Raw genomic sequence first — 20,259 nt, 5'->3', positions numbered from 1 at the left:
AGGTGACTGAAGTTCACCGCGAAAGCGGGGCCTCCGCGGGCCCCGGGGGAAGTATGTTCGGGCCTGGTACGGGTGGACAACACCGGGTGGGAACACGTCAGTTGGGGCGTTTTTGGCCAGTGGGGATTTTGCGCCCGAGGGGGTGTTCTCCGGCTGTGCGGTGTTTTTCGCCTGTGGTTTCGTCTGTGAGGTGGAGGGGTGGACGGCTGGGGCGGAGGTGGTTGCCGCGAGGCGTCAGGCGCGGGTCAGGTGGCGGTCGAAGACGGCGCGCATTCGGTCCACGTCGGCGGCCGAGTTCGCCCCGCGCTTGGGCAGGATCGTGAGCGCGGACGCGTTCCTGTCCCCGCTGAAGAGGACGAAGACGCGCTTGGTCTCGGCGTAACGGGGCATCGCCTGCCAGGTCTGGACACTGGACTGCTGCTGGTTCGTCACGGTGACGCCGGACCCGTCCACCACCGTCCGGCACTCGCCCCCCGCCGCCGAGAGGCGGTGGAACTGACGGGCCTGGAGCCATGGCAGGCCCAGCATCACCAAAAGGAAGACCACCGGCATGACCATCACCGGAATGGGAAGGTCGACGGGCCCCTCGGCCGTCAACGACAAGGCCACCGTGAACAGCACCAAACCGGCGGACGCGATCATCAGCCACTTCGCCCGCCGCCGGGAGGCGGAAACCCGCGCATGGGCCCGCAGGGCTTCCCGGAAATCCTCGATCGTCGGTCCGTAGGACAGCTCGATCCTGGTGCCGGCGTGTTGTTCGGTGGTCATGCGCCCCTCAATACATACAGTAATTGCAGAGGCAAAGCATAGCGGCAGGGTGGTGGCGGAAATTTCCCGGTGGGGTGGGGATTGGCGGGTGGGGCTTTCCATGAATCCACGGCTTTGCCGGACCGCGGGGCTGGGCCTCCGCGGGTCCGCGACCTTCCGACGCGAGGTGGATCGAGGATGCCGATGACCGCCCGGCCCTTGGCGGTATTCGACCTGGACGGAACGCTGGCCGACGTCCGGCACCGCCTGCCGTTCCTCCAGCGGCAGCCACGGGACTGGGACGCTTTCTTCGGTGCAGCCATGGACGACCCGCCGCTGACCGAGGGCGTTGCTGTGGCAATGCGGATGGCCGCGGAATGCGACATCGCCTATGTCACCGGGCGACCGGAACGCTGCCGCGCCGACACCCTGCGATGGCTCGACCGGCACGGTTTGCCGCCCGGGGAATTGCTGATGCGGGGCGAAGGTGATCGTCGTCCCGCCCGCGTCACCAAATTGCGGCTGCTGGAGCAATTGACCCAGGAGCGTTCCATCGCGCTGGTGGTCGATGACGACGAGCAGGTCTGTGCCGCCTACGAGCACGCGGGCTTCCGGGTGCTCCGGGCCGACTGGATGACCGAGCCGGCCGTTCCCGTTCTGGAGGAGGTCCAGGAGGGGGAGGGGCGGACGTGATGGCGGCGGGCCGCTGATCTGTGAGGGGGCGGCTGTGGGTGGTCGGCTGCGGTCGGGCGGTTGGTTGGCTGCGGTCGGGCTGTTGGTCGGGTGCGTTCGGGGTGCTGGTCTGCCGCGCTGGGCTGCCGCGTTTGAGGTGCGCGTGCGTCTGCTCCGTTCGGGTCGTTCGTTTGCCGCGTCGGTGTCGGTGGCTTGTCCGCGTCCGGACTGTTCGTTTGCCGCGTCGGCATCGGTGGCTCGTCCGCACCCACACCGCTCACCTGCCGCGTCCGCACCTGCGACTCGTCCGCATCCATACCGCTGACCTGCCGCATCCGGCGGACGCCCGGCCGGCGCAACCCGCCCCCATCCGGGCGAAGGGTGGCTTTCACCCGGCCACCGGCCGGGTACCCGGCGGGGCGACCCGAGCACCACCCGTCCGTAACCCGGAGGTACCCCATGCCCCAGCACGTCCGCGACATCATGACCAGCGCCCCGGTCACCGTCGAGCCTCAGACGTCCGTGGAGGCCGTCGCCCGGCAGATGCGCGACCAGAACATCGGCGCCGTCCTCGTGGCCGAGGGCGACAAGCTCCGCGGACTGGTCAGCGACCGCGATCTGGTCGTCCGCGCGGTGGCCGACGGAAGCGACACGAAGAAGACCACCGTGGGCAGCGTGTGCAGCAGCGACCTGGTCACCGTCGGACCGGACGAGGACCTGAAGCGCGCGGCGCAGGTGATGCGCGAGCACTCCGTGCGGCGGGTTCCGGTGGTCGACGGCGGCCAGGCCGTGGGCGTCGTCTCCCTGGGCGACCTGGCCATGGAGAAGGACCCGGGATCGGCCCTCGGCGACATCAGCGCGGCCAAGTCGAACCGGTAGTCCGGCCGGGACGACAGGAAGACGTCAGGACGACCGCAGGAAGACGTCAGAAAGACCGCAGGACGACCGCAGGAAGACCGCAGGACGACCACAGGAAGACCGCAGGAAGACCGCAGGAAGACGACAGGAAACGGAGCCGGACGACGCCATGCCACGCATCGCATCCGAAGCACTGGTGGAACGCCTGATCGACTGGGGGGTAGACACTGTCTTCGGCCTGCCCGGGGACGGCATCAACGGCATCATGGAGGGCCTGCGGCGGCATCGCGACAAGATCCGCTTCCTCTTGGTGCGCCACGAGGAAGCGGCGGCCTTCATGGCCACCGGGTACGCCAAGGCCACGGGGAAGCTGGGGGTGTGCCTGTCGACCTCGGGCCCCGGTGCGATCCACCTGCTCAACGGCCTGTACGACGCCAAGCTCGACCACACCCCCGTCCTGGCGATCACCGGCATGCAGGAGACGTCGGTGCTCGGCACCGGCTACCAGCAGGAAGTGCACGTCGAGCACCTTTACGCGGACCTCGCCGAGTACAACCTGATCGTCGACAACCCCGCCCAGCTCCCGGGCGTGGTGGACATCGCGGTGCGTACGGCCCTGGCCCGGCGCGGCGTGGCGCACCTGTCGTTCCCCAACGACGTGCAGGTGGCGAACGCGGACGCCGATCCGTACCAGCACGTGGCGCCCGCCCGGCCGCCGGTCACCGCGCCCATCTACCTCCCGCCACCAGGGGTCCCGCGCGCGGCCGACCTACGGGCGGCTGCCCAGGTGCTCAACGCGGGGCACAAGGTCGCCCTGCTGGCCGGCGTCGGCGCGCTGCACGCCCGGGACGAGGTGCTGGCCGTGGCCGACACCCTCGGCGCCCCGGTGATCAAGACCCTGCCGGGCAAGGCGGTCATCCCGGACGACTCCCCGTTCGCGGTGGGCGGCATCGGTCTGCTCGGCACCCGGCCCGGCGAGGAACTGATCGAAGAGTGCGACACCCTCTTCATGATCGGCACCAATTTCCCGTACACCCAGCACCTGCCCGAACCCGGCAAGGTCCGCACCGTCCAACTGGAGGCCGACCCCGCCCGGGCCGGCGCCCGGATGCCGACCGAGGTCCCCATGATCGGGGACGCCAAGGAGGGGCTCCGCGAGCTGCTGCCACTGCTGGACCGCAAGAAGGACCGCAAACACCTGGAGAAGTTCCAGAAGGCCATGGACAAGTGGCGCGGCAAGATGGAGGCGCTGGAGAACCCCAAGCGCAGCCCGATCGCCCCGCAGTACGTCGTCAGCGTCATCGACGACCTGGCCTCCGACGACGCCATCCTCACCTGCGACAGCGGCACCATCGCCACCTGGGCGGCCCGGCACTGGACCATCCGCCGCAACCGCGGCTTCTACCTGTCGGGCAACCTCGCCACCATGGCACCCGGCCTCCCGTACGCCATCGGCATCCAGCACGCCCACCCCGGACGCCAGGTCATCGCCTACGTCGGGGACGGCGGCTTCTCCATGCTCATGGCCGACTTCCTCACCGCCGTCCAGGCCAAGCTGCCCATCACCGTGGTCATCAACAACAACAACTCCCTCGGCCAGATCCTGTGGGAGCAGATGGTCCTCGGCTATCCCGAACACGGCGTGCGCTATCAGGAACCGGTCGCCGACTTCTCCACCTGGGCGCGGGCCTGCGGCGGCTTCGGCGTCAAGGTCACCAAGGGCAAGGAAGTCGCCAAGGCCATCAAGGAAGCGCTGGCGCACAAGGGCCCCTCCCTGGTCGACGTCGACGTCAACCCGGACGAGCCCCCGATGCCCGGCAAGATCGAGTACGACCAGGCCAAGAAGTTCGCCGAGGCCTTCGTCAAGGGCCAGCCCCGCCGGGCCACCATCGCCACCACCCTTGCCAAGGACCGCATCCAGCAGCTCGGCAAGTAGGCGGTCCGGAAGCCGGGGGCGGGGCCGGGCCGGTCAACAGGAGAAACGAGAGGGAGAACCGAGACACCATGAACAATGACAAACGGAAAGACGGCTACCTTCAGCAATCAGGGCGGAAGGAACCGACACCGCGCCAGCGCCGCCGCCTCGACAAGAAGGCGGGAAAGGGCAAGGGCTGATTCCCGAACGGAGGGCTGAATCCCGAACGGACCCGACTCCGGCGCGTGAACAGCGCGCGCGGCTCGTCCTCGGTGCCTTTCCCGTTTCCCGACCATGGGCCCCGAACCCCGCGCGCCGCATCCCACCGTCGCCCGCATCCCACCGTCGCCCGCATCCCACCGTCGCCTGCGTCCCACCGTCGACCGTCACTCGCCTATCGGCCTCAACGAGCATTCCGCGCGGCAAGCCACTCCGGCGCGAGCACCGACCAGACCTCGGTGCTCTGCAACACGCCCCGATAGGGGTCGTTCTCGCGCAGCACTCCGTCCTGGCTCATGCCGAGCCGCTTGGCCACCGCGATGCTCGGAGCGTTCTCGGACGACACCTGCCACTCCACGCGGTGCATCCCGCGCTCCCGGATCGCCCAGTCGATGATCCTGCGGGCCGCGCGGGTGGCCAGCCCGCGGCCGGCGGCGGCCGGTTCCAGCCAGCAGCCGGCCTCGCAGTTGCCGGTGGCGGTGTCGAAGACCCGGAAGAGGACCCCGCCGACGAGCAGTCCGTCGAGCCAGACGCCGTAGAGCCGGCCGGTGTCGGCAGCGGTCTTGTCGGCGTACGCCTGGAGCCAGCTCCGCGCGGAGTCCAGATCGGCGGTGATATCGGGAAGCCCGACGTGCTGCCCTATATACGCGCGACCTCGGTCCATGTGGGCGAGGAACTCCTCGGCCCGCCACGGCTCCAACGGCCGCAACTCGGCTCCGTCACCCAGGGAAATCGCGAACATCGTTGTCCTCCACAGTGGCTGTGCGCGGTTCCTGGATCTTCGCACAGCCGTCTGCGTGGACTACTGGGGCGTGGCGGCCTGCCGGACGTCGAGCTCCACTGGTGCCTCGAAACATGCAACCAGTAGTCACACGAGGGCAGGCCGCCCCACCCCCCGGCCGCAGCCGCTACCCGCCGCTACCCGCCCGAAGGACGCCCCCAGGGGCCCTCAGCCCTCAACATGCTGCTGGATCCAGGTCCAGCCGTACTGCAGCCAGTCCGAGACCGTCATGGCGGCGAACCCGGTACCGATCAGGCGGGCGGCCCGCGGCGCCGCGGCGTAGCCGCCGACCAGCGCCCCGGCCGCCCAGGCGGACATGCAGAACGGGCAGGAGATCAGGTCGCCGACGGCCAGCCGCAGGCCCTTGCCGCGCGGCTGATCCATCACCTCTCCCGCCGTCGTGTCCTCCTCGCGGCGGGTGAACGGTGCCCTGAGGAAGCTGGTGACCTTGTCCTTGGTGATCAGCCGCGACGCCTTGTACGTCGCCGCCCCGAGGAGAGCAACGTCCCACGGCGGCACCCGCTCCGGCAGCACCACGGCCCGCCGCCGGAGCACCGCCGCGTACAGTCCCACGGCGACCCCGAAGGTCGTCGCCAGGGTGGCGTAACCCTTCAGGGGAACCTCTCCCCGCTCGTCGTAATGCCGGGCATCGGCTTCGGTCGTCATGGTCGTCGTCACGATCCCTTCTCGGAGACTGTGCGGGAGAGCCCCTGAGCAGTGGCTACGAGGGGGAGGCCTTCGCAGCGACCGCACGGACCGGCCGCCGGCTCCGTGGCGGCGACCGCGCGGGGGAAGAACGCAGCACAGTGCGCGGCTTGAACACGGTGGCCGCCTCCCAGGTGCCCCGGCCGCTGGTTGTTACACGTCTCCGCCGATCGACCAGAGATCGAACGGGCGTACGCACGATTCTTACGCACGATTCCCGATCGCCTTCTTCGAAGCAGGCACGAAAGGCACCTTGCGCCATGTCCCCGAGGCAGTGCCGATTCTCCGGGTGCCACCCCTGACATGCTCGGTGACATGAACGTACTTGTGATCGGGGCGACCGGAACGGTCGGCAGTGCTGTCGTCGGCGCGTTGGAGGCTTCTCACCGGGTGGTGAAGGCTTCGCGCAGAGGCCCGGTGACGGTGGATCTGGAGGATCCTTCCTCCCTGGACGCGATCTTCGACGAGATGCCGGACCTCGACGCGGTGGTGTGCTGCGCGGCGAGCGGCCCGCTGGTGGACTTGGCGTCGGTGACGGATGACGAGATCGCCGCGGGCATACGAGGCAAGCTCTTGGGACAGGTCGCCCTGGCGCGGCGAGCCCTGCGCCATCTCCGGGACGGCGGCTCCATCACGCTGACCGGGGGCACCTTCTCCGCTCCGCTGGAGGGCGGGTCGCTGGGCGCCCTCATCAACACCGGCTTGGAGGGCTTCGTCCGCAACGCGGCTGGTGAGATGCCGCGGAATCTGCGGATCAATCTCATCAGCCCGGGGTGGATCAAGGAGACCCTGGAAAGCCTGGGCATGGACCCGGCCGACGGCACTCCTGTCGCCGAGGTAGCCCGTGCGTATGTGGAAGCCGTAGAAGGCACCGCGCAGGGCCAGACCATACGTCCGTGACCGGGGGTTGGTCCGCCGCCCTCACGTGCGGCAGCCCACACGTGCCGCAGCCCTCACGTGCCGCAGACCAACGAGGCGGGTCGGCGGAGGCCCGTGCCGGCGTCACGGTCCGCGGTACTGCCCGTGCGCGGCAAGGCAGGGAAAGGGCAGGAAGGGCGGCAAGGGAGGGGAAGAGCGGGAAGGGCTGAGGGGGAGGGGAAGGGCGGGAAGGGCCGAGAGGGAGGCGTCGGAGCGTCGCGGCCCGTGTGCGGAAAGGAGTTGGTGCGGGCATCTGGACGGTGTTGGTTCGGACCTCCTACCGTTGCGGAAGTTCCGCGCCGGTCCCCGCGTGACGGGTCGTCGGCCGCTGCGGTGGCTGTCCTCCCGTACCGGATCGGTACGTACATGCTTCACCGGCCGCGCTCGGCCGTGGCAGGTCTTCGGGTTGCCGTCCTGCGGGCCCCGCCCTACGGGCCATCAGGCGGCTCGGCCGCGTTCTTCGTTCTTCCTTGTTCTGCTCGTTGTTCTGCTCGTTCTGTTCGTTCTGCTCTGCGTTCGTCGTTCGTCGTTCTGCGTTCTGCGTTCGTCGTTCTGCGTTCTGCGTTCTTCCCGTTCCGGCCCTGTGGTCGCACCTGCCGCAGGGCGCACGCCAGCACAGCACCGCCGGGCATTTCGTGCCCGTTCGTCCTGTCCAGCGCCGTGCGGGGAGTGTGTGCGTCCGGCTGTCCGCCCGGCGACGACCGATCGGAGAAACATGCCACGCGCCCTCTCCGCAGCCGCCGCTACCGCGGCCCTGTGTGCCTCGCTGCTGTCCGCGCAGAGCGCTTCCGCCGCGCCGACGGTGCCGCCCGAGAAGATCCAGATCGAGATCGCGACGGTCAACGGATCCGGCTGTCCGGCGGGTTCCGCCGCGGTGGCCGTCTCGCAGGACAACACCGCCTTCACCGTCACCTACAGCAAGTACCTGGCGCAGGCGGGCGCCGGTACGGCGCCGACCGACTTCCGCAAGAACTGTCAGCTCAACCTCATCGTGCACGTCCCCCACGGCTTCACCTACGCGATCGCGGGGGCCGACTACCGCGGATTCGCGCACTTGGAACGAGGCGCGAGCGCCATCCACAAGGCGTCGTACTACTTCCAGGGTTCCTCGGTGACCAGCCCGACCACCCACCCGTACACCGGGCCCTACAGCGACAACTGGCAGGCATCCGACGAGACCGAGATCGGGACGATCGTCTGGGCGCCCTGCGGCGAACGGCGGAACTTCAACATCAACACGGAACTGCGGGTCGACGCCGGTACCTCGGACCCCAAGAAGACCAGTTTCATGACGATGGATTCCACGGACGGTGACATCAGCACCCTCTACCGCCTGAAGTGGAAGGAATGCCCGCGGCAGTCCTGATCGCCGCACCCCGGACCGAGGCATTCCGGACAGAGGTATTCCGGACCCAGGTATTTCGGATCGAGGTATCCCGGACCGAGGCGACCGCTCGCGGACCTGCCCGGGGTCTCTGTCGGCCCCGCCCGACTCGTCAGCCGGCCAACAGGGCTCCGTCGTCGTGGCTCTCGGTGTGTGGCGTCTGACGCCGGACGTGGAGAAAGGGCCGACGGCAGGTGGCGCGGAGCCCGTCCCCCGGTGGCTTTCCGGGGGACGGGCTTCATGAGGTGCGCCTGGCGGGTGTCCGCGGATCGCGGGATGAGGGTGATGTGCCGCCGACGGGTGCCCGCGGATCGCGGGACGAGGCCGGCGGCGTGTGCGTCACCCCATGTGGACGGCGGTCGCCTCCCCTGTCGCCCGCTGCTTCCCGGCGTTGATGGCGAAGACCGTCACGCACAGCGAGGCGAGGAAAACGGCGCCCGCGCCGACGAACGCCATGGTGTAGCCGTGCGTCAGCGCCTCCCCGGCCTTCGCCATCAGGCCTCGGTCCTGGGTGGCGAGCCCCCGGTAGAAGGACGCCGATGCCTCGGGCAGCTTGCCGTTGGCCGCCGAGGTCGAGACGGTCGCCAGGACGGCGAGCCCCAGGGCGCCGCCGACCTGCTGGGCGGTGTTCAGCAGCGCGGAGGCGATGCCGGTGTCCTGGTGCCGGACGCCGCTGACCGCGCCCAGCGTCATCGGGACGAAGCTCATCCCGAGCCCGAGAGCCGTCACGAACATCGCGGGCAGCAGGTGCCCGGCGTACGAGGACTCGGGGGTGAGGGTGGCGAACCAGAACATGCCCACCACCGCGACCAGCAGCCCGGGCCCGGCGATCAGGCGCGGGGGGAGGTGTGCGGCCAGCTTGGAGCTGAGCGTGGTCGCGATGCCCATGCCGACGCTGAACGGCAGGTTCGCCAAGCCCGCCTGGACCGCGTTGTAGCCGAGGATCAACTGCATGTAGAGGGACAGGAAGTAGAACATGGCCATCATGCCGCCGCCGACGAACAGCATCGTGGCGTAACTGCCCCACCGGTTGCGGTCCTTGAAGAGCCGCAGGGGCATCATCGGGTGCGCGCTGCGGCTCTGGACGATCAGGAAGACCGCGAGCAGGACGAGAGCGGCGGCGAAGCAGCTCAGGGCGGCGGTGTCGGTCCAGCCGTGCTCGCCGACCCGGGTGATGCCGTAGACCAGGGCGATCAGGCCGCCGGTGCCGGTGATGGTGCTGGGGATGTCCAGACGCCCGGGGTGGCGCTCGGCCTCGACGAGTGTCCTGGTCCCGGCGAGGACGGCCAGGCCGATGGGGATGTTCACGAAGCACACCCACCGCCAGTCGAGCGCGTCGGTCAGGACTCCGCCGAGCAGCAGCCCGACGGTGGCGCCGAGGCCGGCCATGGCGGCGTACACCCCCATCGCCCTGTTGCGCGGCGGGCCTTCGGGGAACGTCGTGGCGATCAGGGACAGGGCGCTGGGCGCCGCGACGGCCGCGCCGACACCCTGCAGGACGCGCGCGAGGATCAGCAGGCCCTCGCCGGGGGCGAGCCCGCCGAGGAGCGAGGCCAAGGTGAAGACCGCGATCCCCACCTGGAACATCCGCCGCCGGCCGAACAGGTCTCCGGCCCGGCCGCCGAGCAGCAACAGCCCGCCGAAGGCCAGCGCGTAGGCGTTGACGATCCACGCCAGATTCGCGTCGGACACGTCCAACGCCGCCTGGATGCTCGGCAGGGCGATGTTGGTGATGGTGCCGTCGAGGACCACCATCAACTGGGCTGCGGCGATCACAAACAAGGCGAGGCCGAGATGCCGGCCTTTGGGGTCGGAACCGGAGGATTCCGGAGGTCCGGGGACGGTGACAGCCGGGCTGTCAGCAGACATGCAAGAGCTCCCAAAAAAGTGGATGCGGCACATGCGTCCGGGGGTGAGGAGAGAGAAGAGAAATCCACTCCCATTCCGGAACGAGAGGTGATGACGGACCTACGACATAGCGTCCTGGCTTCGAACGAGTAGGCACCCTAGCACCATATTCCCGCAGGTGGCGGCGGTGTTCGGCTGTGACTGGCATGACTCTCGCCGAGCTTGACATTTCCGCTCACGTAGCCGCACTCGGATATCGAGGATCGCCCCCGATTCCGTTTGCATTTCCGGGAGGAATGTGTACCGCGGAAAGGTCTCCCGCCCCCTCGGTGGTGACCGCAAACGTTCGCGGAATGCAAACCGGAGATGCGGGGAAAGGTCGATTCTCGGGGTGCGGGGATATTCGCGGAAATGTTTGCGGTGGTGTGCGGGAGTGGGAGCGGGAGTGGAAGGGGAGGCGTGGTGGTGACCGTGAACGGACGACCCTGGTGGGACCGGGCCGTTGGGCCGTCCGGCCGTCGACCGGTTCGGCGGAGGGGGGACGCGGGCACCGCGCGTTCTCGGGAGGGGAGCGACCCTTTCGGGCGGCGCTACGAGTACGGGCCTCTGCGGGGCTGTCCGGAACAAGGTGCGGCTGGCGTGCCACCGTGACACCCTGCGCGCCACCCTGGACCGCCCGGCGACGATCCGTCGACGGGTCGGGCGCGACTCCCGGGGACCCAAGGGGGGCCTGGGTCACTTCGAAGGCCGCTCTTGGAACGGCCGGCATGCACCGCCACGCACCGCCGCGCCATCACCGCGAACGGGCGGCTGCCCACGGTCGGGTCGATGAGTGCGTGAGTGGCGAGTGCGTGAGTGTGTGAGTGGGCGAGTGCGTGACCGGGCGATTCGACGAGCGAACGATTCGGCGAGTGGACGAATCGAGTCAGCGAGCGTTCGGTTGGTCCGTGGCGTGCGTGGCGTGCGTGGCGTGCGTGGCGTGCGCGGTGCGCGCGGCATCCGCGGCGTCCGAGGGTTCGCGAGAAGGCAGCCGGGCCGGTCGCTCCCAGAGGCCGGTCAGGTGCGTGTGGAGGACGTCCTGTGCCTCCTCCGGGGTGAGGTGGCCGACGAGGACGTGTGTGGTGAGGCCGTCCGCGAGGGCCAGGAGGGTGCGGGCCTCGCGTCGTGGGTCGAGGTCGGCGGCGCGGTCGGTGCCCTCGCAGGCTTCCGCGACGAGGCGGGCAAACGCGTTCTGAAGGGCCGCGTAGTTCGCCTTGAGCGGCGTGGCGAGCGCCTCGCTGACGGCCGCCTGCGCGACGAAGGCGAGCCAGACCCTGGCCTCGGCGCGGTGCTCGTCCCGGAGCAGCGAGATCTCGGTGACCGCGTGGCCGAGCGCGGTGCCGGCCGACTGGGCCGGGCTCCTGACGAGGCGGGCCTGCACGCGCTCGTCGATCCGTTCGCCGACGTGCCCGAGCGTGAAGACGAGCATTTCCTCCTTGGTGCGGAAGCACCGTTGGACGGCGCCCATCGACACCTGCGCGCGGGCGGCGACATCGCGCAGGGTCACGCCCTCCAGTCCGCGTTCGTCGGCGAGGCGGCAGACGGCCTCGGCGATGAGGCGGCGTCGGCCCGCGTGGTCCACCTGCTTGGGCATGCCCGATTGCCTCCCGGTCTTACGGCTGCTCGTTACCCGGGCAGTTTATTCGATGCGTTCGTATCGCTTCTGGGCTACAGTTCCGATGCAAGCGCATCGGTACGCGGGTAACGGCCGACGGAGATGGACGAGGCCGTGAACCAAGAACGCGTTCATGAACGACACACGTGCTCGTGCTCATGAACGACACACGTGCTCATGACCGTTCATGAACGACACACGCGGACGAAGCGTGCGATCACGAAGGACAGGACAAGAAAGGAAGACCGTGCAAGACGCCCTGTGGAAGCTGCCGGCCACCGCGCAGGCCGAGGCCGTGCGCGCCGGGAAGATCTCGGCCGCGGAACTGGTCGACAGTCACTTGGAGCGCATCACCGAGGTCAACCCGCAGGTCAACGCGGTCACACAGCTCCTGGCGGAGCGCGCGCGGGAGGCCGCGGAGCGGACGGACCGGCGACGGGCCGCCGGTGAAGCGCTGGGGCCGCTCGCGGGCGTGCCGTTCACGGTGAAGGAGACCACCGCCGTCGCCGGCGTGCCGACCACGTTCGGCGTGAAGCGCTTCCGCGATCTGGTGGCGCCGGCCGACGCGCCCCCGGTGGCGCGGCTGCGTGCGGCCGGGGCGATCCCCATCGGGCACAGCAACATGCCCACGCTGATCCTGGCGGGGATGCACACGCGCAGCGAACTGTTCGGCGACACGGCCAACCCGTGGGACGCCGGCCGGACCCCGGGCGGTACCAGCGGGGGTGACGCGGTGGCCGTGGCCACGGGCATGGCGGCGCTCGGGCTCGGCAACGACTCGGGTGGGTCGGTACGCATTCCGGCCCAGTTCTGCGGGGTGGCGGGGCTGAAGCCGTCCACCGGCCGGTTCCCGGCGGACCACCGCACCTTCGGGCCGGACGATCCCGGACCGGCGTCCCAAATGCTGGTCACCGACGGCCCGCTGGCCCGGAGCGTGGCCGATCTCCGGCTGGCGTACGAGGTGCTGGCCGGCACCGATCCGCGCGACCCGCGGGCCCTACCGGTGCCCGCCTACGGCGAGCCGCTCCCCGGCCCGCTGAAGGTCGCGGTCGTGGCCGACCCCGGCGGGCACGGCGTCCACCCCTCGGTGCGCGGCGCCGTCGCGACCGCGGCCGACGCGTTGCGGGACGCCGGGTACGACGTGCGCGAGGTGCCGGACGTGCCCCGGCTGGACGAGGCCCTTGAGGTGTACGGCCGGATCACCGTGACCGAGTTCGCCCCGACCTGGCCGGCGGTGCGCACGCTGCTCGGCGAGGGCGGCGACCGGTACATCGCGATGGCGATGGAGAAGACCCCGCCCGCGAGCGCGGACGAGTTCATGAAGCTCATGGGCGCCTGGATGAACGTCCGCCGCTCCTGGGCCGAATTCCTCGACGAGTACCCGCTGGTGCTCGGCCCGTCGTTCACCGAGCCACCGGTCGAGCCGGGGCTGGAGTCGCGTGACCGCGCGGGCCGGGACCGGGTCGCGTCGGGCATGCGGCTGTGCACCGCGACCAGCTTCGTGGGCGTGCCCGGCGTGGCCGTACCGACCGGGATCGCCGACGGGCTGCCCACCGGCGCACAGGTCATCGGGCGCGCGTTCCGGGAGGACCTGTGCCTGGACGCGGCCCAGGCGATCGAGGACCGGCTCGGTGTCCTCACACCGGTCGATCCGCACGGGTGAGCGCGGGCTGAGTGATCCCTCGGGGGCGGGGACGACGGGGGTATGGGGGATGGGGGTATGGGGGACGGGGGCATGGGGGACGGGGATCGGCGCGCCGGATGGAAACCCAGGGTTGGGCACGGACGGAAACCGGCGCACGTGGTGAGCGGAAACCTGTGTACGTGGTGGACGAAAATCCGCGCGCGGGGCGGGAATCGGTGCCGCGGGCGGGAATCGGCGGGCGGGATGGGTGGAAACCGGTGTGCGGGATGGGCGGAAATCAGCGCCCGGCACGGGAATTGACGTGCGGGCGCCGGGGCGCGCCGGTTAGCTTGGCGGTCGTGATCGATTCAACGTCTGCTTTCCGAACGTTGCTGCGCGCCGCCGATGACGATGACGAGGGCGGCGGCTGGGAACCCGTTACGGAGGGCGAGTCCGAGGCCAGTGTCTTCCGTTCCGCGGACGGAACGCGGTACCTCAAGTGCGTCGCCGTCGAGCACGTCGCCGCGTTGGAGGCGGAACGGGACCGCGTCGACTGGCTCGCCACGCAGGGCGTTCCCGGCCCCCGCGTACTCGACTGGCGCGTCAGCGACGACGCGGGTGCCGGTCTGGTGACCAGCGCGGTCGTCGGTGTTCCCGCCGATCGCGTGCCGGCGTCCACGCTCCAGGCGGCATGGGGGGCGATCGCCGAGGCCGTGCGCCGGCTGCATGAGCTACCCGCTCAGCAGTGCCCGTTCGCCCGCGACCTCACCCGGATGTTCGCCACCGCACGCGATGTCGTCGGGCGCGGCGCGGTCAATCCGGAGTTCCTTCCCGAGGAGCAGCAGGACACGCCCGCCGACGAACTGCTGGCGCGCCTCGCCCCGCAGGTGGAGCACCGCCTCGCGCAGGAAGCCGCGGACACGGTCGTCTGCCACGGGGACCTGTGCCTGCCCAACATCGTCCTCGACCCCGAGACCCTGACCGTGGCGGGCTTCATCGACCTCGGTCGCCTTGGCCGGGCCGACCGCTATGCCGACATCTCCCTCCTCCTCGCCAACGCCCGGGAGACCTGGACCGACGAGGAGCAGGCCAACGCCGCGGACCAGGCGTTCGCCGACCGGTACGGCATCGCCCTCGACCGGGACCGGGAGCGGTTCTATCTGCACCTCGACCCTCTGACCTGGGGGTGACGTACGGCGTCCGACGTCGTGGGCTTTCGGGTCTCGGGTCTCGGGTGCGGGTGTCTACTGACTCATGACGGGTGCGCTGCTGCCCTTCGGAGGGCCGCGCACGGGATCGGTGCGCCTGATGACACGGCGCACCACGCCCCGGTCCTCATGCCCGCGCCAACAGCCGTCCAGCGCATTCACGGCGGCGGACGGCGGGTGACGGACAGCGGACGCGGGGCACGGAGTAGGGACGGGCACGGGCCCAGGCGCAGGGACGCGCACGGGCCCGACACGGAGACAGACGACGCCCCTCCGGAACGAGCCCGTCAGCTGAGCCCCGTCAGCTGAGATCGGCGCCGTACACGTGGTCGACCGTCATCGCGATGAGCACCCGGCGGTCGGACACCATCACCGACCGGTACTCGTCCCAGTCCGGGTGCTCCCCGGCCGCCAGGCGGTAGTAGCGCACCAGCGCGTCGACCTCGGGGCCGTGGGGGTCGGTCGCCGGTCCGGTGAGGGTCGCCATGCCTTCGGCGGTGGCCCAGGCCCGGCCGTTGGGGCTGGTGACCTCCAGCGTGGCGCGCGGGTCCCGCCGCAGATTCGTCGTCTTCGCCAGTCCCTCGCGCGTCGAGATGTAGATGACGTCGGTCTCCCGGTCGTAGAAGGGCAGGACGGGGGAGAGCTGGGGGCGGCCGTCCGACTTGATCGTCGCGAGGACGCCGAGCCGGCTTTCCGCGAGCAGCAGCCGGGGGTTGAAGGGCGTGACGGTCTCGTTCGGGGACGAGTCGTCACCGGTCGCCTGCACGTCACGGCTGGGCGGCGTTGACGGAATGGTCATGGTCACTCTCCTCGTCGGAATCAGGGAACAGGAACCGGGGATCGGAACCGGGGATCGGGCATCGGCGATCAGGGTCCGGGAATCGGAGGTTTTCGGGCACTGGGCGGTTCGGAGGGGGCGGATGACGCGAGCGTTCGGAGCGCTGCGGTAGGGGCCAGGGCAGCATCATCAACGTTCACATCAGTGCGAAGGTCAAGAGGGGCGGCGCGTCCCGATCGAAAGAGGGCTGGCAGGCCCTGATCGGGAGGGGAACGGCACACGCCTCTCCAAAGACGGACCGCGCACGCCGACCGGAAGAGTGACGACGCGTGCCGGCCAAGGGAGCCACGACGCACGCCGATCACGCGACGGGCAACGCCTACCGCCCGGCAATCGGCCCACCGGACCGCTCACCCGTTCCCGAATTCAGCCCCACGCGACTGGGCCAAAAAGGTGGGGCTCTGCACGACTGCCGCCCGAATGGGTACTCCTTGTCGCCGAGCCCCACCCCACGGCGCGGACCGCGCCTTCGAGCGCTGAAGGTAATCGAGAAAAGTGACAGACGTAGCGAGTCAGGGACCCGCACCCGGCGACGACCGCCCGGTGCTCACCAACCGGCAGGGCCATCAGGTCTACGACAACCAGAATCAGCGGACGGTCGGCGCGCGCGGACCGGCCACGTTGGAGAACTACCAGTTCCTCGAAAAGATCAGCCACTTCGACAGGGAGCGCATTCCCGAGCGGGTCGTGCATGCTCGCGGTGCGACCGCCTACGGCTATTTCGAGAGCTATGGGGGATGGGGCGACGAGCCCATCAGCCGGTACACCCGGGCCAAGCTGTTCCAGGAGCGCGGTAAGCGCACCGACGTGGCCTTGCGGTTCTCCACCGTTATCGGCGGCCGGGACTCTTCCGAGGCGGCCCGCGATCCGCGTGGTTTCGCGGTGAAGTTCTACACCGAGGACGGCAACTGGGACCTGGTCGGCAACAACCTGGGCGTGTTCTTCATCCGGGACGCCATCAAGTTCCCCGACGTCATCCACGCACTCAAGCCCGACCCGGTCTCGCACGAGCAGAAGCCGGCCCGGATCTTCGACTTCATGTCGCAGACGCCCGAATCGATGCACATGCTCGTCAATCTCTTCAGCCCTCGCGGCATTCCGGCCGATTACCGGCACATGCAGGGGTTCGGCGTCAACACCTACAAATGGGTGAACGCCGAGGGAAACACCGTCCTGGTCAAATACCACTGGATGCCCAAGGCGGGCGTCCGCAGCATGACCGAGGAGGATGCCGCAGCGGTGCAGGCGGACAGTCTCGGCCACGCGACCAAGGACCTGTACGAGGCGATCGGCCGAGGCGATTACCCCGAATGGGAATTGCTCGTCCAGGTGATGGACGACCACGAACACCCGGAGCTGGATTTCGACCCCCTGGACGACACGAAGACCTGGCCGGAACAGGAATTCCCGCCCAAGCCGGTGGGCCGGATGGTCCTGGACCGCACGGTCGACAATTACTTCGCCGAAAACGAGCAGATCTCCTTCGGTACGGGCGTTCTCGTCGACGGCCTGGACTTCTCCGACGACAAGATGCTCGTCGGGCGGACCTTCTCCTACAGCGACACCCAGCGGTACCGCGTCGGCCCGAACTACCTGCAGTTGCCCGTCAACCGCGCCAAGAACGCTCCGGTGCGCACCAACCAGCGCGACGGCCTGATGGCCTACGAGCAGGACCAGCACGGGGAGAACCCGGAGGTCAACTACGAGCCGTCGATCACCGGCGGCCTGCACGAGGGCCAGTACCCGACGCACGACGAGCAGGGCCCGGAGATCCGGGGACGGCTCACCCGCAAACGCATCCCGCGCACCAACGACTACCTCCAGGCAGGCCAGCGGTACTGCCTCCTGGAGGACTGGGAGCGGGACGACCTCGTGAAGAACTTCGTCGACCTGATCTCCCAGGCCGCCCGCGCCGTGCAGGAGCGGATGGTGTGGCACTTCCTGCTGGTCGACAACGATCTCGGCCTGCGGGTCGGCGAGGGCCTGGGCATCAGCCCCCAGGACGTCGCCCATCTGAAGCCCCTGGCCGGCCAGAGCCTGACCGACGAGGACCGTCAGCGCCTGTCCAACCTCGGCAAGAACCCGCCGCGGGACGTCTCCGGCCTCACCATGACCCATTGCGTCCCCGACGAACGGCACGTCGTCACGCGCTGACGGGCTGCTCCTCTTCCCCACCTCCCAGTGAACGGATGGCCGTCGGCACGAGCGCCGGGTTTTACGGCCGTAAAACCCGACCGGGGGGCAGGGTGGCCGGGGCGCCGGATGCCTGTCGCCGACGGCGTCCGCGCCCCCGTGCCCGCTCCCGCCCCCGTCGATAACGAGAACGGGCAGCCCGTCAGTGACGCCAGGGCAGCCGAACCGGTCTCGCGGGGACGCGCCCGGCGATCAGCTCGGCCACGACACGGGCGGAGCGGCGGTAAGGGGTCTCCTGATCGGGCACCCCGGCACGCTAGCGACCCCGCCGCGAGCGCGCCGCCGGATTTCGCGCGCGGAACCGGTCTGCGGCTGCGCTCAGGCCTCGGCGGTGGGGCGGGCCGTGGGCTCCGCCTCGTACGGAATGGTCAGGCGTACCTCGAAGCCGCCCTCCGGGGTCGGGCCGGACTCGAACCGTCCGCGCAGGATGTCGGCGCGCTCGCGCAGGCCGACCAGTCCGTGGTGGGCGCCGGGCAGGGGCAGGGTGGCCCGGGTGGGCGGGGAGTTGGTGACCGTGACGCCGAGGTGGTGCTCGTCGTGCCACAGCCGCACGGTCGCGGTGGCGCCCGGGGCGTGTTTGCGGACGTTGGTCAGGGCCTCCTGGACGGTCCGGTACAGGGTGCGCTGCGCGGTGGCGGCCACGTCCGCGGGCAGTTCTCCCTCCAGGCTGCTGTCGAGGCCGCTGCCGTCCACCAGACGGCGCAGGTCGGCGAGGGTGGGTTGCGGGGAGAGCTGGGCGGTGTCGCCGCCGGACATACGCAGCAGGGTGACCATGTGGCGCAGTTCGTCCAGCGTGGTGACGCTGAGCTGCCGAATGGTGCGCGCGGCGTCCGTGGTTGCCCGGTCCGCGGCGCTGACCTGGAGCGCACCGGCTTGCACGGCGATGAGGCTGACCTGGTGGGAGACCACGTCGTGCATCTCGCGGGCCAACTGGGCACGTTCGCGGGCGAGCATGTTCTGGGCGTGCAACTGGCGCTCGTGGTCGCGGGCCTCCTCGATGTCGGCCAGGCGCAGCGCGAGGTCGTGGTGGGCCTGGACGAGCTGGCCGAGGAAGACCGGCGACACCGCCGCGGCGAGCAGGTAACCGAAGTCGACGACCGATCCGGCCAGGTTCTCCTGTGCGTAATGGGACAGGGGCCAGACCAGGGAGTCGGCCGTGGCGGAGAGGAGGGTGCATCCGGCCAGCAGGAGCCGGTTACGGGCGTGCCGGGCGAGCGTGTACAGGGTGGCGAACGGCACCGCCATGAGCGAGAAGAACAGCGTGGCCGGCACGCCCAACAGGAACACCGTCCGGGGGAAACGGCGCCGCACGGCGAGCGCCGCGCACGCGAGGATGCCGCAGCCCACCTCGACGGGATGGTCACTGTCGATGTTGAGCCACAGGTCGAAGGCGGAGATGCCGACGACCAGGGCGTCGAGAAACCGGGCCACGAGGGCGCGGGAGCGGGGCGTCCGGCGAAGTCGGGATGTGAGGGCGTGCGGGTGGGGCATGCGGCGCAACCAGGATGTGAGGGCGTGCGGGCGGGGCGACTGGGGAGCCTGCGGGTGGGGCGTCCGGCGTAGCCAGGATGTGAGGGCGCGCGGGCGGGGCGACTGGGGAGCCTGCGGGCGGGGCGTCCGGCGCAACCACGACGTGAGGGCGCGCGGGCGGGGCGACTGGCGAGCCTGCGTGCGGGGCGTGCGGCGTAGCCAGGTGGCGATGACGCGCGGGCGCGAGACCCGGCGCAATCGGATCGCGACGGCGCGCGGAGATGAAACGCGCCGACGCAGGGCGTCGCCGACGCGCGCGCCGAGAGGGGCCGGCCGACGGCCGTCGGAGTTCCTCACGGCCGCTCCCCGCTGCCTTCCCGCAGCAGACCGGCGCGCTGGGCCAGCAGCGCCGCCTGCACCCGCCCGGCGACGCGGAGCTTCGTCAGGATGGCGCTGACGTGGTCCTTGACCGTGCCCGCACTGAGATGCAGTCGGGCGCCGATGTCCGCGTTCGACAGCCCTTCCGCGAGCCGGACGAGGACCTCCCGCTCCCGGCAGGTCAGCAGGTCCACACGCCGCACCGCGGGGTCGTCGGGCTCACCGGGCAACCGGTGCAGGAGGGAGCGGGACGCCTTCGGGGACAGGACGACGCCTCCGGCGGCGAGGGTGCGTACCAGGGGGCCGAGTTGTTCCGGCTCGGTGTCCTTGAGGAGGAAGCCGGCGGCGCCGCCGCGCAGGGCGGTCACGATGTACTCGTCCGAGTCGAAGGTGGTCAGCATCGCCACGACGGGGGGACGGGGCATGGCGCGGATGCCGCGGAGCACCGTCAGGCCGTCGGTGTCGGGCATCCGGATGTCGAGCAGGACGACGTCGGGGCGCTCCCGCAGCACGGTGTCCAGGGCCTGCCCGCCCGTGGCGGTGGCCACCACCTCGATGCCCTCGTGGGTGTTCAGAATGAGCTCGAAGCCGGACCGGACCAGCGCCTCGTCGTCCACCACCACTACCCGGATCATGCCCACCCCGCCCGTTTCCCCAGGTACCGCGCTCGGCCACCAACGCCGTGGTGTCGACCGTGCGTCCGGTTTCACCGCCGGGCACAGCCTAGGCGGGCCTGCGGCGATGGGGTCCGCCGGTCGGCCGTGATCGGCCGGGCGCGGGCCACGGCCCCCTTGACGGGCGGCAGCGGGCGGTGCGGCGGATGGCCCGCCGGGTGGCGGGGGTGTCC

At 70.2% G+C, this 20,259-nt stretch carries 16 protein-coding genes; 8 read left to right on the top strand and 8 right to left on the bottom strand.

Going from position 1 to position 20,259, the window contains the following annotated elements; genetic code table 11:
* Positions 1–234: 234 nt before the first annotated feature.
* A complete protein-coding gene (locus ABZX96_RS35060) occupies positions 235–768 on the bottom strand; it encodes a YcxB family protein (protein WP_355552640.1) in 534 nt (177 codons plus the stop codon).
* A gap of 183 nt (positions 769–951) precedes the next feature.
* On the opposite strand from ABZX96_RS35060, the gene ABZX96_RS35055 reads away from it, so the two are divergent.
* The 3 genes from ABZX96_RS35055 (at position 952) to ABZX96_RS35045 (ending at position 4,213) form a co-directional block, all read left to right on the top strand.
* Positions 952–1,440, top strand: a complete 489-nt coding sequence (locus ABZX96_RS35055) for a hypothetical protein (RefSeq protein WP_355552662.1) — start codon at positions 952–954, stop codon at positions 1,438–1,440.
* A gap of 438 nt (positions 1,441–1,878) precedes the next feature.
* The gene (locus ABZX96_RS35050; protein ID WP_355552637.1) at positions 1,879–2,298 is read left to right on the top strand and encodes a CBS domain-containing protein; all 420 of its coding nucleotides are present in this window, start codon (positions 1,879–1,881) and stop codon (positions 2,296–2,298) included.
* A 148-nt stretch (positions 2,299–2,446) separates the two neighbouring features.
* Positions 2,447–4,213 carry a thiamine pyrophosphate-dependent enzyme gene (locus ABZX96_RS35045; RefSeq protein ID WP_355552635.1) on the top strand — a complete coding sequence of 589 codons (1,767 nt, stop codon included), beginning with the start codon at positions 2,447–2,449 and terminating at the stop codon, positions 4,211–4,213.
* A gap of 382 nt (positions 4,214–4,595) precedes the next feature.
* On the opposite strand, the gene ABZX96_RS35040 is transcribed toward ABZX96_RS35045, so the two are convergent.
* Both ABZX96_RS35040 and ABZX96_RS35035 read right to left on the bottom strand, forming a co-directional pair.
* Positions 4,596–5,153 carry a GNAT family protein gene (locus ABZX96_RS35040; protein ID WP_355552633.1) on the bottom strand — a complete coding sequence of 186 codons (558 nt, stop codon included), beginning with the start codon at positions 5,151–5,153 and terminating at the stop codon, positions 4,596–4,598.
* 207 nt (positions 5,154–5,360) lie between these two features.
* Positions 5,361–5,858: a DUF1360 domain-containing protein gene (locus tag ABZX96_RS35035; RefSeq protein WP_355552659.1), complete on the bottom strand. Its 498-nt coding sequence runs from the start codon at positions 5,856–5,858 to the stop codon at positions 5,361–5,363.
* A 354-nt stretch (positions 5,859–6,212) separates the two neighbouring features.
* Here ABZX96_RS35035 and ABZX96_RS35030 point away from each other — a divergent pair, with 354 nt between their 5' ends.
* Positions 6,213–6,797: a short chain dehydrogenase gene (locus ABZX96_RS35030; RefSeq protein WP_355552630.1), complete on the top strand. Its 585-nt coding sequence runs from the start codon at positions 6,213–6,215 to the stop codon at positions 6,795–6,797.
* Between the two features lie 733 nt (positions 6,798–7,530).
* Positions 7,531–8,181 (top strand): DUF4360 domain-containing protein, encoded by a 651-nt coding sequence (locus tag ABZX96_RS35025; RefSeq protein WP_355552627.1) that lies wholly within the window; start codon positions 7,531–7,533, stop codon positions 8,179–8,181.
* Positions 8,182–8,538: 357 nt separating this feature from the next.
* Here the strand turns inward: ABZX96_RS35025 and ABZX96_RS35020 are convergent, their stop codons facing one another.
* Both ABZX96_RS35020 and ABZX96_RS35015 read right to left on the bottom strand, forming a co-directional pair.
* Positions 8,539–10,068 carry an MFS transporter gene (locus ABZX96_RS35020; protein WP_355552625.1) on the bottom strand — a complete coding sequence of 510 codons (1,530 nt, stop codon included), beginning with the start codon at positions 10,066–10,068 and terminating at the stop codon, positions 8,539–8,541.
* A 904-nt stretch (positions 10,069–10,972) separates the two neighbouring features.
* On the bottom strand, positions 10,973–11,680 hold the full coding sequence (locus ABZX96_RS35015) for a TetR/AcrR family transcriptional regulator (protein ID WP_355552622.1): 708 nt from the start codon (positions 11,678–11,680) through the stop codon (positions 10,973–10,975).
* A 268-nt stretch (positions 11,681–11,948) separates the two neighbouring features.
* Here ABZX96_RS35015 and ABZX96_RS35010 point away from each other — a divergent pair, with 268 nt between their 5' ends.
* Positions 11,949–13,364 (top strand): amidase, encoded by a 1,416-nt coding sequence (locus ABZX96_RS35010; RefSeq protein WP_355552619.1) that lies wholly within the window; start codon positions 11,949–11,951, stop codon positions 13,362–13,364.
* A gap of 350 nt (positions 13,365–13,714) precedes the next feature.
* Entirely contained in the window at positions 13,715–14,515 is an 801-nt protein-coding gene (locus tag ABZX96_RS35005) for an APH(3'') family aminoglycoside O-phosphotransferase (RefSeq protein WP_355552657.1), read from the top strand.
* Positions 14,516–14,834: 319 nt separating this feature from the next.
* Here ABZX96_RS35005 and ABZX96_RS35000 read toward each other — a convergent pair whose 3' ends face one another.
* Positions 14,835–15,332 (bottom strand): PPOX class F420-dependent oxidoreductase, encoded by a 498-nt coding sequence (locus ABZX96_RS35000; RefSeq protein WP_355552616.1) that lies wholly within the window; start codon positions 15,330–15,332, stop codon positions 14,835–14,837.
* Between the two features lie 534 nt (positions 15,333–15,866).
* On the opposite strand from ABZX96_RS35000, the gene ABZX96_RS34995 reads away from it, so the two are divergent.
* Positions 15,867–17,525 carry a catalase gene (locus ABZX96_RS34995; protein ID WP_355552613.1) on the top strand — a complete coding sequence of 553 codons (1,659 nt, stop codon included), beginning with the start codon at positions 15,867–15,869 and terminating at the stop codon, positions 17,523–17,525.
* A 357-nt stretch (positions 17,526–17,882) separates the two neighbouring features.
* Here the strand turns inward: ABZX96_RS34995 and ABZX96_RS34990 are convergent, their stop codons facing one another.
* Both ABZX96_RS34990 and ABZX96_RS34985 read right to left on the bottom strand, forming a co-directional pair.
* A complete protein-coding gene (locus ABZX96_RS34990) occupies positions 17,883–18,995 on the bottom strand; it encodes a histidine kinase (RefSeq protein WP_355552610.1) in 1,113 nt (370 codons plus the stop codon).
* Between the two features lie 392 nt (positions 18,996–19,387).
* A complete protein-coding gene (locus ABZX96_RS34985) occupies positions 19,388–20,047 on the bottom strand; it encodes a response regulator transcription factor (RefSeq protein WP_355552607.1) in 660 nt (219 codons plus the stop codon).
* Positions 20,048–20,259 lie beyond the last annotated feature (212 nt).

The sequence above is a fragment of the Streptomyces sp. NPDC003077 genome (genome assembly GCF_040611095.1).
GTDB lineage: Bacteria > Actinomycetota > Actinomycetes > Streptomycetales > Streptomycetaceae > Streptomyces.
The sequence above is the reverse complement of the archived record's forward strand: the minus strand, read 5'-3'. Positions and strand labels throughout refer to the sequence as shown.